12 protein-coding genes are annotated in these 14,796 nt (G+C 31.1%); 10 read left to right on the forward strand and 2 right to left on the reverse strand.

Annotation, left to right across the window (positions count from 1 at the left end):
* Positions 1-277 precede the first annotated feature (277 nt).
* The gene (locus AAON49_RS12740) at positions 278-958 is read right to left on the reverse strand and encodes a hypothetical protein (RefSeq protein WP_349555119.1); all 681 of its coding nucleotides are present in this window, start codon (positions 956-958) and stop codon (positions 278-280) included.
* A gap of 8 nt (positions 959-966) precedes the next feature.
* On the reverse strand, positions 967-2,145 hold the full coding sequence (locus tag AAON49_RS12745; protein ID WP_349555120.1) for an acyl-CoA dehydrogenase family protein: 1,179 nt from the start codon (positions 2,143-2,145) through the stop codon (positions 967-969).
* Positions 2,146-2,347: 202 nt separating this feature from the next.
* On the opposite strand from AAON49_RS12745, the gene AAON49_RS12750 reads away from it, so the two are divergent.
* The 10 genes from AAON49_RS12750 to glf all read left to right on the forward strand — a co-directional run bounded on the left by AAON49_RS12750 (position 2,348) and on the right by glf (position 14,796).
* On the forward strand, positions 2,348-5,143 hold the full coding sequence (locus AAON49_RS12750; protein ID WP_349555122.1) for a sensor histidine kinase: 2,796 nt from the start codon (positions 2,348-2,350) through the stop codon (positions 5,141-5,143).
* A 27-nt stretch (positions 5,144-5,170) separates the two neighbouring features.
* Complete coding sequence (locus AAON49_RS12755) at positions 5,171-5,788, forward strand: response regulator (RefSeq protein WP_349555123.1); 618 nt, start codon at positions 5,171-5,173, stop codon at positions 5,786-5,788.
* A gap of 713 nt (positions 5,789-6,501) precedes the next feature.
* A complete protein-coding gene (gene rnpA, locus AAON49_RS12760; RefSeq protein WP_349555124.1) occupies positions 6,502-6,885 on the forward strand; it encodes a ribonuclease P protein component in 384 nt (127 codons plus the stop codon).
* Entirely contained in the window at positions 6,882-8,513 is a 1,632-nt protein-coding gene (locus AAON49_RS12765; RefSeq protein ID WP_349555125.1) for a S41 family peptidase, read from the forward strand. The genes rnpA and AAON49_RS12765 overlap by 4 nt, the downstream gene beginning before the upstream one ends.
* A gap of 37 nt (positions 8,514-8,550) precedes the next feature.
* Positions 8,551-10,230: a DUF6909 family protein gene (locus tag AAON49_RS12770; protein ID WP_349555127.1), complete on the forward strand. Its 1,680-nt coding sequence runs from the start codon at positions 8,551-8,553 to the stop codon at positions 10,228-10,230.
* Positions 10,231-10,252: 22 nt separating this feature from the next.
* Positions 10,253-11,293 (forward strand): hypothetical protein, encoded by a 1,041-nt coding sequence (locus AAON49_RS12775; protein ID WP_349555128.1) that lies wholly within the window; start codon positions 10,253-10,255, stop codon positions 11,291-11,293.
* A complete protein-coding gene (gene rfbB / locus AAON49_RS12780; RefSeq protein WP_349555130.1) occupies positions 11,294-12,304 on the forward strand; it encodes a dTDP-glucose 4,6-dehydratase in 1,011 nt (336 codons plus the stop codon). It begins immediately after the preceding gene.
* A gap of 1 nt (position 12,305) precedes the next feature.
* Entirely contained in the window at positions 12,306-13,160 is an 855-nt protein-coding gene (gene rfbA, locus AAON49_RS12785) for a glucose-1-phosphate thymidylyltransferase RfbA (protein ID WP_349555131.1), read from the forward strand.
* The gene (rfbC, locus tag AAON49_RS12790; RefSeq protein WP_349555132.1) at positions 13,160-13,699 is read left to right on the forward strand and encodes a dTDP-4-dehydrorhamnose 3,5-epimerase; all 540 of its coding nucleotides are present in this window, start codon (positions 13,160-13,162) and stop codon (positions 13,697-13,699) included. The genes rfbA and rfbC overlap by 1 nt, the downstream gene beginning before the upstream one ends.
* Positions 13,700-13,701: 2 nt before the next feature.
* Positions 13,702-14,796 (forward strand): UDP-galactopyranose mutase, encoded by a 1,095-nt coding sequence (glf, locus tag AAON49_RS12795; RefSeq protein WP_349555134.1) that lies wholly within the window; start codon positions 13,702-13,704, stop codon positions 14,794-14,796.

Below are 14,796 nucleotides of genomic sequence, written 5' to 3' on the forward strand. Positions count from 1 at the left end.
AGGATAAAGATAAAAAAAGAGACCTAAAGCCTATTTTATTAAAATCCAAAACAATTATTTTTATTTATTCTAAATAAATGATTATTTTTGCATCAAAATTCCGTTAAATGATTGTTTTTTATACAAATCAGCCTAGAGTAAAACAGCTTGTAAATTCAAGTTGCGATAATATTTGTGATGCTAGTTGTATAAAACCAAAAAGTAAGTGTTGTCATAAGTACAAAAAAAAGGGCATCAACTGCAAGCGATGCCCAAATATATTGTTGCAACAAGCTTCTTAATTTTCTTGAGATTCTAATTCTTTCCCATGGAATGGGCAGTAAGACCATTTCCCACTAAATAATTTCTTTCCTTCAGGGCATTTTTTTTCTAGAAGGAGACTGCTTATAGGAAGATCCATTGTAACTTTAAAGTCATTTAATCCAAAATCGATCTTTCCTTTTTCCCAAACATTAATTGGGTTCTTTTTGTCATTTTTAAAAACAAAAACTTGCATGTTTTCTCCCATTTGTCCCATCATGTTTTTCATCATAGGCCCTATAAGAGTTATGAAGTTTTTTAGATCTGGATCTAAATTGTCTTGAGGAATATGTTTAAGTCCAGATCCATTATAAAAAACCTTTAGACCTTTTAAAATATTCTCTCTAGATTCATAAGTAACACCTCCGAACATTCCGACTTTTCCTTTAATAGCTATTACCAAAACATGTTTTTTTAGCATTTCGACTATTATTTTTGTTTCTTCTGAACTAGTATATTTGTCTTTGGAAAAAACAACTTCCCAATATTCTGATGGCATCCACCAAATCATTTCTATTCCTTCAGTTTGATCGTTGGAAAACTGAGTTTCTTCAATAAATTTTTCAATATTTACTTTATCTAATTCCTTTCTTTGAGAATAACAAAGAGAAAATCCTAAAGTCAATGTTAGGAAAGTAAGTATAATATTCTTTTTCATATTAGTTTTTATTTAAATGCATTTAAGCCTGTAATATCTAAACCTGTAATGAGTAGATGAATATCGTGTGTTCCTTCATAGGTAATTACACTTTCTAAATTCATAGAATGACGCATTATAGAATATTCACCGGTAATACCCATTCCGCCTAACATTTGCCTTGCTTCACGAGCAATATTAATGGCCATGTCTACATTGTTTCTTTTTGCCATAGAAATTTGAGCGGAAGTAGCTCTTCCTTCATTACGTAAAACACCTAATCTCCAAGTTAATAACTGAGCTTTGGTGATTTCTGTAATCATTTCAGCTAACTTTTTTTGTTGCAATTGAAATTGTCCAATTGGTTTTCCAAACTGAATACGCTCTTTGCTATAACGCAATGCAGTATCATAACAATCCATAGCAGCACCAATAGCTCCCCAAGCAATACCATATCTAGCAGAATCTAAACATCCAAGTGGGGCACCCAATCCAGATTTGTTTGGTAACAGGTTTTCTTTAGGAACTTTAACATTGTCAAAGATTAGTTCACCAGTAGCTGATGCTCTTAACGACCATTTATTATGAGTTTCTGGAGTAGAAAAACCTTCCATACCTCTTTCAACAATCAATCCATGAATTCTTCCTTCTTCATTCTTTGCCCATACAACAGCAACCTGTGCGAAAGGCGCATTAGAAATCCACATTTTAGCACCATTTAAAAGATAATGGTCTCCCATATCTTTAAAGTTGGTTACCATTCCTCCCGGATTAGAACCGTGATCAGGTTCAGTTAATCCAAAACACCCCATCCACTCACCGCTAGCAAGCTTAGGTAAGTATTTTTGACGTTGCTCTTCATTACCGTACTTCCATATTGGATACATTACTAGTGAAGATTGTACTGAAGCAGTAGAGCGAACCCCAGAATCGCCTCTTTCAATTTCTTGCATAATTAAACCATATGAAATCTGGTCTAAACCAGCACCTCCATATTCTTCAGGAATGTAAGGGCCAAAAGCACCAATTTCGGCTAATCCGTTAATAATTTGTTCTGGAAATTCTGCTTTTTGCGCATACTCTTCAATAATAGGTGATACTTCTCTTTTCACCCATTCTCTAGATGCATCTCTTACTAATTTGTGTTCTTCAGTTAGTAATTCATCTAATTGATAATAGTCAGGAGCTTGAAATAAATCGGGCTTCATTTTTTTTGATTTGTTAGGTCAAAAGTAGTAATAATAAAGGGTTAAAAAAAACTACCCTTTTTGGGTGGTTCACATAGTATATTCTAGAGCTATTTTTGTCTAAAAGATGGTATTGAGAAGAAAAAGTTCTTGAACAGTTTTATGTAATTAGTTGTTAAAGCGCCATAGTTATATGGCGCTTTTTTTATAATTTGTAAGAATCTTGAAGAAGCTTTTTTTTATATTATTTCTATATAGTCATTGGTTGTTTTCCCAAGATTTAATTCACTATTCTACTGAGGACGGACTTCCTCATGATATTACCTATAATATATATTCTGATGACAAAGGGTATATGTGGTTCGGTTCTGACGATGGATTGGTGAAATTTAATGGGAAAAAGTTCACGATTTTTAACGAAGCAAACGGGCTAAAAAACACTTATGCAATAGATGTTAAGCCTTATGCTAAAGATACCCTAGCCATTGCAACTTGGGGAGGTGGATTACATCTTTTGGCAAAAGACACAATTTTTAAAATAATTAATTCTACATCTACTAAAATAAATGAATTAGTTACAGGTAGTAGAAGGGTTTTTAGCTATATAGCAGGCCAGACAGTTTATTATGAAAAGAGAAATGGAAAATGGAAAAGTATAGCAATAGGTGTCAATAGTCAGATAGAGTATATAGAAAGAGAATCACAAGCTATCAGAGATAGAAAAATATATTCTCCAAGAGTTACCATTATTAGAGGAAAAGAATTTTTGCATAATAGATTTATAAAAGAGGCTAATATGCGAGAATTGAAAGGTGTTTTTATACTAAAAAAGAAGAAATTAATTCCCGTTTTTTCTTTTCTAAAAAACAAGGTAATTACTACCTTAAAAGATTATGGAGATCGCTATATCTGTAGTACAAAGGATAGTTTGTTTGTTTTTAACCGTCAAGAAATACTGCAAAAAGAAAAGTTAGAGATTGACGGTCAAGTCATTTTAAAAATAATTCCTTTTCTAGACACAAAAATTCTAATCTTATCCGCCAACAAAAATGGATTCAAGGAAGCTCACCAATATGATTTAAAAACAAAAGAACTTGTCAAATTTCGTGAGAAATATAGCATTAAGTCTAACATCTCTGATATTGGATTAGATTTTGAACAGAATATATGGATGACCACCAATGGTGAAGGCATATATCAAATTCCTAATTACAGTTATAATATTAAGTCTATACTAGAAAACAAAGACATTCATAAATTGATTGTTTTTGATGACAAAGTATATGCACTAAATCCTAGTAGATTGTATGAATTTTATGAAAAGAGGAATACAAAAAGTTATGAATTAAAAGGGTTTGGAAAGTTTTTAAGTGTTCACAATAAAAAGCTAGAAGTAAGCTCATATTTAGAAGGTAAAGAAAGAGAGATTACTAGCAAAATAAATGAGGTAAAGGGAACCTATTCTTTCTTTAACAAGGATATTAAAATTGTTGGTTTAGACACAATTTTAATTAATGGTAAGTACAATTTAAAACTCCCAAGCTCGGTTAAAAACGCTTGTGATTTTGAAGGCAAAGTATATTTTGCAACAGACTTTGGAATGTTCATATATGATAAAGAAACTGAAAAGATTGTAAAGTCTAATTATTCACAAATTAATAATAAAAGTGTAACAGATATTATAAAACAAGATGATTTTTTATGGGTTTCTACTTCAAGAGGACTCTATAAGTTAGATGAAGAAGGAACATCTTTGTATGATGTTTCAAAAGGGTTAATTAGTAATAATATTAAAGACCTATTGGTAACATCAGATAACAAATTATGGATCGCAACAGTGAAAGGAGTTTCCGTTTTTGATGGGACCTCTTTTTTTAATTTAACCAAAAACGAAAACTTACCATCAAACAACATCAACCATCTTTTAGAAGATAAAAAAGGAAATGTTTGGATCGCATCGGTAAAAGGGATTTCTGTTTTAGATAATCAAAAACAATCAATTCCTCAAAAATTACCAAAAATCAATGTTTATCAAAATAAAAGTGCTTTTAAGTTTGATGTTATTTCATATAATAGCTCTCATACAATTTTCGCACAGTACCAGATAAATAATGAACCTTGGGTAACAACAAATTCAAATGAGTTAAATTTCAAAAACTTCAAAGAAGGAAAATATACCTTTAAGATTAGAGCTAAAAAACCCAATAGCGATTGGCAACTAACTCCTATATATTCTTTTGCTATTGAAATACCTTTTTACCAAAAGAAGAGCTTCATCATATTTACTATTATGATTGTTTTTATTACAATTATACTCTTTACTTTACATAGACTTAGAGTTAGTAAACAATTGAATAATCGTTTGCATCAAGCAATTGACAAACAAAAGAAGCTGGAAGAAAGAATATCAACGGTGAGAGATCATATCGCAGAAGATTTTCATGACGATTTAGGGAATAAACTAGCAAGTATTACTATTCTAACAGACATTCTCTCTCAAAAAGTTACAACAAAAGAGTCTAGAAGTATTGTAAATCAAATTTTAACTAATACAGACAGCTTGTATAAAGGAACCAAAGATTTTGTTTGGTCATTAAAAAAAGAAAGTGATCAGGTTGAAGAGATGGTTACTTATCTCTCAGATTTTGGAGAAGATTTTTTTCAAAATCTAAACATTAAGTTTAGAATAGAGAAAAGTTTAGAAACAGACGTTAAGCTACCACATTACTGGAGTAGACAGTTAATCTTAATTTTTAAAGAAGCAATGACTAATGCAGCAAAACACTCTAATTGTAGTGAAGTAACTATAGTTTTTAGCTTTTTAAAAGGAAAATTAGAAATTAGTGTTACTGATAATGGCATTGGCTTTTCAACTGAAAAACTAACTCACAAAAACGGATTGAAAAACATCGTGAACAGAGCTAAGAAAATAGGAGGAGATATAAAAATCAACTCCTCAGAAGTAGGGACAGAAGTAAAGTTCTCTGGAATTATCTACCCAAAACAGGTAGTTGGTTGAATCTATAATAATTTTAAATTTATTCCCATGAAGAATGTTGTCGTTGTAGAAGATAATAAAACGCTAAACACTGCTTTTACTAGAATTATTAATTCTAGCACTAAATTTCAAGTTTCTGGAAGTTATGATAACTGTGAAGATGCAATTCAGAACTTAAAAGAAGACCTGCCAGATATTGTTTTAATGGACATACAACTTCCAGGAATTAATGGAGTAGAAGGAACTCGAAAGATTAAAAAAGTAGCTCCTAAAACAAACATATTAATAATCACTGTATATGAAAATTCAGAAACTGTTTTTGATGCTTTGTGTGCTGGAGCTATTGGATATCTCACTAAGAATACGACTTCAGAAAAATTATTAGCTGCATTAGAGGAGGTATTGGCTGGAGGAGCGCCCATGAGCATTCATATTGCAAAAATGGTGGTTTCTTCATTTAAAAAAACAATACATTCAGATTTAACATCAAGAGAGCTTGAAGTTTTAACTCTATTATCAAAAGGGAAGAGCTATAGAAGTATTGCTGAAGTATTATTTATTAGCACAAATACCATTAAATTTCACATAAAAAACATCTATGATAAACTCCAAGTTAAATCAAAAGAAGAGGCAATTAATAAAGCCAATAGTCAAAATTTGATTTAATACTACCTAAAATAGGTAGTACAGCGAGTAGCTTTCCTGAATATATTTGTTGTAGTAAAAGTAAAAGTGTTGTTTTCAATAACTATTTATTGGATTCTTTAAGATAGAAGATCACTAAATATTAGAGATTATTGCATTATAAAATTAAGTTCATCAAAGTAAAAAAATAAATATAATTGACCCCTCAAGTAAATTATCATTCTGCTTGCGAACATAACATTGTATAAAATAAAATCTAATTAAGGGGGAGAGGTTACAAGGCAATAACATAAATATAAATCAGGAGGGCACACCTTATAATACTTGTTTTGATTTCTAACTACTCCAAAACAAAAGCCGAGATTTAAATCTCGGCTTTTTAATTTTCAAAACTACCTAATTTGTGTAGTATGGTTTATTGCAGGATTAAATACTTTTAATCAAACAACTTCCTCCGTAAAAAACGTCAATATATTCATTAATGTTTGATAAGCTATTTTACAAGAAAAAGTATATAATGATTCAAATTTTGAAAAAGAATTGTCCTAAGTGTAAAGGAAAACTTAATTATAGAGAAAGAAGAAATTTTCTCCAAAGATTGGTTCCTTTTTCTAAAAAATTTAGGTGCTTACGATGCAATAAATCATATTTAAAAATAACCTAGGACTATATTTTTAAACAAATTTTTGTTTTTAAAGACATACAAACTACTGTTTTCTGTAAGTTTGTAAGTAATGAGCAATACATTTGGAAAACAAGAAAAATTAAAAAGTAGAAAACTAATAGGAAAGCTGTTTGATGAAGGCCGATCGATTAAAAAATTTCCAATCAGATTAGTCTACTTAAAAACAGAACATACTTCAGATTTTAAAGTCCAAGCAGGATTTTCTGTTCCTAAACGAAATTTTAAAAAAGCGGTGCATAGAAACCGAATAAAAAGATTGCTAAAAGAAGCTTACAGGTTAACAAAAAAAGAGGTTTATGATGAGTTAAATCAGTCCTACATTTTAATGTTTACCTTTATTGGAAAGAAAGAACCTTCATATAAAGAGGTAGAGCAAAAGATTCGAGAGATTTTAGCGTTATTTATTAAGGAAGTAAAAGATTCATCACAATGAGACGAGTTAAAGTAAAAAAATACCAAGTAATTATCCTCCTTATAGGAGTAGTATTAACCACATATTCCTTCAAATCAAAATTCTTTGAAGTTGCAAAACAATTAGAAATTTATACAACCTTGTATAAAGAGTTAAATATGTATTATGTGAATGAGATCAATCCTGCTGAGTTTACAGATAAAGCAATTAAGAATACGCTGAAAGATTTAGACCCATATACAAACTATTATGACGAACAAGAAGTAGAAGAAGCGAGAATAAGAAGAGAAGGAGAATATGCAGGAATAGGAGTATCTGTTTACTATGATGAAAAAGGAATTACACTTGCAGAAATTTATAAAGGATATGAAGCTGATAAAAAAGGATTGAAAGCAGGAGATATTATTACCAAAGTAGATGGTCAACCAATACAAAATATGGAAAGTGATGAACTTTCTCAATTTCTAAAAGGAGCTCCAAACTCCAGTGTAAATATAGAAGTTGATAGGCAAGGAAAATTAATGAACCTTACTGTAGTAAGAGAAAAAGTAGTTGTAAACCCTGTGCCTTATTATGATATGATTGATAATGAAACAGGATACATTGTACTAACTCGATTTAATGAAAAAGCATCTTCAGAAGTTAAGAAAGCATTTAAAGCCTTAAAAGATAAAGGAATGAAAAAACTTGTTTTCGATTTAAGAAGTAACCCAGGAGGATCATTACTAGAAGCTATTAATATTTCAAATTTCTTTCTACCAAAAGGAAGCACTATTGTGTCAACTAAAGCAAAAGTTAAGAAATGGAGTAATACTTATAGAGCTACAAATAAACCTTTAGACTTGGAAATTCCAGTAGCTGTTTTGGTAAATGATAGGTCGGCATCTGCATCAGAAATTGTGAGTGGAGCACTACAAGATTTTGATAGAGCTGTGGTTTTAGGAGAAAGATCCTTTGGAAAAGGGTTGGTGCAACGATATAGACAATTAACGTACGGGACTCAACTTAAAGTTACAATCTCTAAATATTATACACCCAGTGGTAGATGTATTCAAGAATTAGACTATGCAAATAGAGATGAGAATGGAAAAGTTCCAAAATTTTCTGACGGAACAGTAACTGCATATAAGACTAAAAATGGTAGAACCGTTTATGATGGAGGAGGAGTTCAGCCAGACATAGTTGTTGGTTTTTCAGAAAGAACAGAAGCAACAAAAGAATTAATAAAAACAAGAGCGATTTTTAATTTTGTTACCGATTTCACCATCAAAAACCCAACAATTTCAGCTGCTCCGGACTTCACTTTTAATCAGTTTAATAAGTTTCAAGATTACATTTTAACAACTGACACATCTTTTAAAACCGTTCAAGAGAAAATGTTTTTAAAAGCCTATGAATCTCTAGAAAGCGAACAATTACTTTCAAAAGAATATCAACAAATCAAAAAGAAGTTGAACAAAAATAAAGTGGAAGAAATCTCAAAAAATAGAGATTATATTTCTAATTTAATTCAAAATGAAATCTTAAGCAGATATTACTTTAAAGAAGGAAGCTATCAGAATAAACTTAAAAAAGACAAAGTAGTTTTAAAAGCAGTAGATGTTTTAAAAGATACAAAACAATACAGTAAAATCTTAAGTGGCGCTTAACTGTAGCTAATTTCTTATCTTTGAACCCTAAAAACATATGTCACAAACCAAACACAAGGAAAGAACACGTGCTCAAGAATCTACAAATGCCATAGAAAAACTATACATTTCTATGCGTCACCTTTTTAGTAGAGGGTTTTATAAACCTATGGGTGTTTCGGGTGAGACTCTAAGAAAATCCTTATTACTCTTACGACCAGAAATTTATGGTTCTATCGCAGAAGATAGAGTCGAATTGAATGGATTGGTCTACGTTATAGAACGTTTGCCAGAAGGAATTGAAGAATGTCAGTTTATTAATTTAACTGCTGATGAAGGATACGCTAATTCCCATTTTAAAGTTATAGTACCTCCCAAGAGAAGGAGAAATTGTTATAGAATTGATAGAGATCAGATGAATATAGAAATCACTAGAGGTAGATCTGAAATCTATGACATTCTTACACATCTTACATTTCTATTCATCGAATCACATAAGATAAAAGAGAGAGTTCTTTTAAATCTCGAAGAAAGTGTAACAAGAGAATGGGAACATTTAGAAGAAATAGTATTAAACAATAAAGCTCTTTCTGATGAAGAAAGAGAAATAACCATTGCTCATTTAGGAAATATTTTAGGAAGAACCTACGATGAAGTTGCTCATGCATATAAAAGCTTTACCAGTTCGGAAAACCCAGATAGATTTTTTCAAATTATATACTGGTTAGGAAAACTAGCTATTAATGAAAGCTGTCATCAACGCAAAAGAACTGTAACATTTAGTTCTGTTTTAAGCGAAAGTATCGGACATCATATTTACGGAGAAGTATGGGCTAATAATATTAAAAAAGTTTTAAAAGATAATAACCTTTTAGAAAGACCAATACATATTATAAGTGCAAATATGCATAGTGTGTTAAATTCTATTTATGCACCAAATGCTCTTCCTAACGAAGCCAAAAATAACGAAGGATTCGAATTGTATCAGCTGTTAAGTAATGATGAAAGTAAACCTTTGCATAAAAAGATAAAAGAATATGCTTCTCATAACGGTTTAATTTACATCAAGGATACATCAGGAACCAATATTAATGTTCAAGTAATAGACACTCAAAAAATCAATTTTAACGAGATATCTTTTGAAAAGAAAAATTCAAAAGAGCAAGATCCTGTAATTATTGTTATGGATTATGCTTTTGGAGAGCAAGCCTATGAAACGATGGACGAATTGCTAAAACCTTATAAAGAAAACGGAAATTCAACTCACTTAAATGTAGAGTCTGTTTCTATCATGGGTAAAGCGGGTATTTTAGAAGGTGGTAAAGGAGATATTATGATTCCTTCATCTCATATTTTTGAAGGAACAGCAGATAACTATCCGTTTAAAAACGAGTTAGCTAAAGAAGACCTAGAAGGATTTGGAGTTCAATCATTTGACGGAGCTATGGTTACTGTATTAGGAACATCGCTTCAAAATAAAGACTTGCTAAAATTCTTTCATGATTCAACTTGGAACGTTATTGGACTGGAAATGGAAGGAGCGCATTATCAAAAAGCAATTCAATCTGCATCAAAAATTAGAGGAAATATATCTGAAAATGTAAAAGTTAGATACGCATATTATGCTTCAGACAACCCTCTAGAAACAGGAGCAACATTAGCTTCAGGAGGTTTAGGAATGACAGGTGTAGTGCCAACATATGCTATTACACAACGAATTCTAGAACAAATATTTTAAAGATTAATTAATCAACCAGAATATGTCAACAAATCATCAAAATAAAGAAGAAGAAGTAGATTTAGGCTCTTTGTTTATTATCATAGGAAACGGGTTTAAAAAGCTTTTCAATTTTATTTGGAAAGTTTTACTCGGACTATTTGATTTTATCATTGCAATACTTCTTTTTATTAAGGGAAATATTGTAAAACTTACTATTGCAGCAATTATTGGAGCTGGAATAGGTACATTTTTAGAGTATAAAAAAGAAACTACTTACGGATCAGATTTATTAGTAGAGCCAAATTTTAAGAGTTCGAGACAGTTATATAATAACGTTAGTTTTTATAATGACCTTATTAAACAAAAAGATACATCTTCTTTAGTAAAGATATTTAAGATAGATAAAAATCAAGCAGGTTCATTGAGGAAATTTGAAGTTAGTCCAGTTGTAACAGACAATGATGTTTTAGAATTGTATGATGAGCTTATACTATCTGTAGACACTTTAACAGCTAAAAGCTATTCTTTTGCTCAGTTTAAAAAGGTATTTACAGATTACGACTATAAAGTGCATGCTATTCATGTAGAGGCAACAGATAATAAGGTTTTTTCCAAATTAGATGATGTTATTATTTCTTCTATTGTGGAGAATGAATATTTTAATAGATTAAAAAAATTAACAAGAGAAAATTTATACCGAACAGATTCACTCTTGAAAAGTAATTTAGTTCAAATAGACTCATTAAGGAAAGTCTATATGGAAGTATTACTCGAAGAAGCGGGCAAGGAATCTAGTGGTACAACCATAGATTTGGGCGGAGAAAATAGGACTACAAAAGAATTAGAATTATTTCAAACAAACAGAACAATAAATAAAGACTTGAAAGAAGTCTCTGAAGAGATTTCGGAAAAATCGGAAGTTATTAATGTAATTTCTAATTTTCAACCTGTTGGTTATGAAATTAAAGGAATAGAACGAAATTATATTTTTATTCTTGCAGGTGCTGGAATGTTAATTGTTTTTGCATTCCTGATGTTAAAAGCTCTCAACACATATTTAGAAGAGTATAAAAACAAGTAAATGCGAACTATTTTAGTTACTGGAGGAGCTGGTTTTATAGGTTCCAATTTTGTACCCTATTTTTTAGAGAATAATCAAGATGTTTATGTTGTCAATTTAGATGTATTGACTTATGCTGGAGATCTTGAAAATTTAAAAGAGATAGAGAACCACTCTAGATATACATTTGTCAAAGGAGATATTTGTGATAGAGAGTTGGTAGCATCTCTTTTTAATGAATATAATTTTACTGGAGTTATTCACTTTGCTGCAGAATCGCATGTAGATAACTCAATCAAGAATCCAGATGCATTTATTAGAACCAATGTATTCGGCACATTTAATTTGTTAGATGTGGCAAAGAATTACTGGATGAGCGGACCTAATGATATAAAACCTGAATTTAAATCTGCAAGATTTTTACACGTTTCAACAGATGAAGTATACGGTACTTTAGGTGAAACAGGTTTGTTTACTGAAGAAACCTCGTATGCACCCAATAGCCCTTATAGTGCTTCAAAAGCATCATCAGATTTTATGGTGAGAAGTTATTTTCATACTTATGGAATGAACGTTGTTACCACAAATTGTTCCAATAATTATGGACCAAAACAACATAATGAAAAGCTGATTCCAACCATTATTAAAAAAGCTATCACAGGTGATAATATTCCTATTTATGGAGATGGACAAAACATTAGAGATTGGTTATATGTATTAGATCACTGTAAAGGAATTGAATTGGTTTTTGATAAAGGAATATCTGGTGAGACCTATAACATTGGAGGAAGAAACGAAAGAAATAATCTGTACATTGCAAATAAGATTTGTGAAATTCTAGATGAAGTAAAAGGAAAAGATGTTTCTTACAAAGAGCAAATATCATTTGTAACAGACAGACCAGGACATGATTTTAGGTATGCTATAGATGCAACAAAGCTTGAAGGAGAGTTAGGCTGGAAAGCAGATGAAAACTTCGAGTCTGGAATTTTAAAAACAATCGAGTGGTATTTACAAAAATATCAAGACTAATATGAAAGGAATAGTTTTAGCAGGAGGTTCGGGAACAAGACTACACCCTCTTACCATTTCGGTAAGCAAACAGCTCATGCCTGTTTATGATAAACCAATGGTTTACTATCCGGTTTCTACATTAATTTCCGCTGGAATTAGAGAGATTTTAATTATTTCAACTCCTAGTGACTTGTCTTTATTTAAAAAACTATTAGGCGACGGGAGCAGAATTGGGTGTAGGTTTGAATATGCTGTACAGGAACACCCTAACGGATTGGCAGAAGCATTTGTAATTGGAGAATCTTTTATTGGAGATGATAAAGTAGCACTCATCTTAGGAGATAATATTTTTTATGGATCAGGACTATCGTCTTTATTACAAGCAAATAACAATCCTGATGGAGGAATTATTTATGCTTATCATGTTCATGATCCAGAAAGATATGGAGTTGTCGAGTTTGATGAAGATGGGAAAGCAGTATCAATAGAAGAAAAACCTGAGCAGCCAAAATCCAATTATGCGGTTCCAGGAATTTATTTCTATGACAATTCTGTAGTTGAAATAGCGAAAAACATCAAACCTAGTGATAGAGGTGAGTTAGAGATTACAGATGTGAATAGAGTTTACTTACAACAAGGAAAATTAAAAGTAAGCATACTAGACAGAGGTACAGCTTGGTTAGATACTGGAACATTCCATTCTTTAATGCAAGCATCTCAGTTTGTTCAGGTTATTGAAGAAAGACAAGGACTAAAAATAGGATCTATTGAAGAAGCTGCTTATAGAAGTGGTTTTATTTCAAAACAAGAGTTGCATGATTTAGCAAAACCTTTGCTAAAAAGTGGTTATGGTAAACATTTATTAGACTTATAATGACAGTAAAAGAGACCGAGCTAAAAGGGTGTTTTATTATAGAACCTAAGATTTTTGATGATGGTAGAGGTTATTTTTTTGAAAGCTTCAACCAAAATAAATTTCAAGAACTTACAGGACTCAATCCAATTTTTGTGCAAGACAATCAGTCTATGTCACAAAGAGGAGTTTTAAGAGGACTGCATTTACAAAGAGGTACTTTTGCACAAGCAAAATTAGTTCGAGTAATTAAGGGAAAAGTCTTAGATGTTGTTGTGGATCTTAGACCTGAGTCTTCTACCTATGGCAGGTCATTTTCTATTGTTTTATCAGAGGAAAATAAAAAACAATTATTTGTATCAAGAGGGTTTGCTCATGGCTTTTCTGTCTTAGAAGACAATACTATTTTTTCGTACAAGTGTGATAATTATTATAACAAAGAATCGGAAGATGGAATTATATATAATGACGCTGAATTGAATATCGATTGGATGTTAGAAGAGAGTGAAATTCAGTTATCTGAAAAAGATAAACTATTGCCTAATTTTAAACCTCTTTGATAATGAAGTATGATTATCTTATTGTAGGAGCAGGATTGTTCGGTTCTGTTTTCGCGCATGAAATGACCAAAAAAGATAAGAAATGCTTGGTGATTGACAAAAGAGATCATTTAGGAGGAAATGTATATTGTGAAGATATAGAAGGAATCAATGTACATAAATACGGAGCTCATATTTTTCATACCAACGACAAGAAAATTTGGGATTATGTAAACTCTTTTGTTGAATTCAACCGATATACAAATTCGCCTGTAGCGAATTATAAAGGTGAGTTGTATAATTTGCCGTTCAATATGAATACATTCTATCAGTTGTGGAAAGTAAAAACTCCCGAAGAAGCTAAAGCCAAGATTCAAGAACAAGTAGAAGAGTCTGGAATCAAAAAACCTAAAAACTTAGAAGAACAAGCTATTTCATTAGTTGGAAAAGATATCTATGAAAAACTAATCAAAGGCTATACCGAAAAACAATGGGGAAGAAAAGCAACAGAATTACCTGCATTTATTATTAAGCGACTTCCTGTACGTTTTACTTTTGATAATAATTATTTCAACGATAAATATCAAGGAATACCCATAGGAGGGTATAATAAATTGATAGAAGGGCTTTTAAAAGGAGTAGAAACCAAAGTAGGAGTAGATTATTTCGAAGAGAAATCTATTTATGACGAAATGGCCGATAAGATTGTTTTTACTGGAAAAATAGATGAGTATTTTAATTATAAATATGGAAAATTAGAATATCGCAGTCTCGACTTTAAACACGAGATGCTACAGATTCCTAATTACCAAGGAAATGCTGTAGTAAATTATACTGAAGCAGAAATTCCTTTTACTAGGATTATAGAACACAAACATTTTGAGTTTGGCAAACAAGATAAAACTGTTGTTACTAGAGAATATCCTAAAGAATGGGAAGAAGGGAGCGAGCCATATTATCCAGTTAACGATAAGAAAAACTCGGATATTTATGGGAAATACAAAAAATTAGCTGAAGCATCTGAGAAAGTAATTTTTGGAGGAAGATTAGCTGAATATAAATACTATGATATGCATCAAGTAATTGCTTCTGCACTAACGGTTACAAAAAAACAATAG

Origin of the sequence: Pseudotenacibaculum sp. MALMAid0570, from assembly GCF_040151415.1 — a bacterium.
Classification (GTDB): domain Bacteria; phylum Bacteroidota; class Bacteroidia; order Flavobacteriales; family Flavobacteriaceae; genus Polaribacter.

Coding starts and splice junctions, on each gene's coding strand:
- AAON49_RS12740 (WP_349555119.1), bottom strand. CDS start 958: ATGAAAAAGAATATTATACTTACTTTCCTAACATTGACTTTAGGATTT.
- AAON49_RS12745 (WP_349555120.1), bottom strand. CDS start 2,145: ATGAAGCCCGATTTATTTCAAGCTCCTGACTATTATCAATTAGATGAA.
- AAON49_RS12755 (WP_349555123.1), top strand. CDS start 5,171: ATGAAGAATGTTGTCGTTGTAGAAGATAATAAAACGCTAAACACTGCT.
- rnpA (WP_349555124.1), top strand. CDS start 6,502: ATGAGCAATACATTTGGAAAACAAGAAAAATTAAAAAGTAGAAAACTA.
- AAON49_RS12765 (WP_349555125.1), top strand. CDS start 6,882: ATGAGACGAGTTAAAGTAAAAAAATACCAAGTAATTATCCTCCTTATA.
- AAON49_RS12770 (WP_349555127.1), top strand. CDS start 8,551: ATGTCACAAACCAAACACAAGGAAAGAACACGTGCTCAAGAATCTACA.
- AAON49_RS12775 (WP_349555128.1), top strand. CDS start 10,253: ATGTCAACAAATCATCAAAATAAAGAAGAAGAAGTAGATTTAGGCTCT.
- rfbB (WP_349555130.1), top strand. CDS start 11,294: ATGCGAACTATTTTAGTTACTGGAGGAGCTGGTTTTATAGGTTCCAAT.
- rfbA (WP_349555131.1), top strand. CDS start 12,306: ATGAAAGGAATAGTTTTAGCAGGAGGTTCGGGAACAAGACTACACCCT.
- rfbC (WP_349555132.1), top strand. CDS start 13,160: ATGACAGTAAAAGAGACCGAGCTAAAAGGGTGTTTTATTATAGAACCT.
- glf (WP_349555134.1), top strand. CDS start 13,702: ATGAAGTATGATTATCTTATTGTAGGAGCAGGATTGTTCGGTTCTGTT.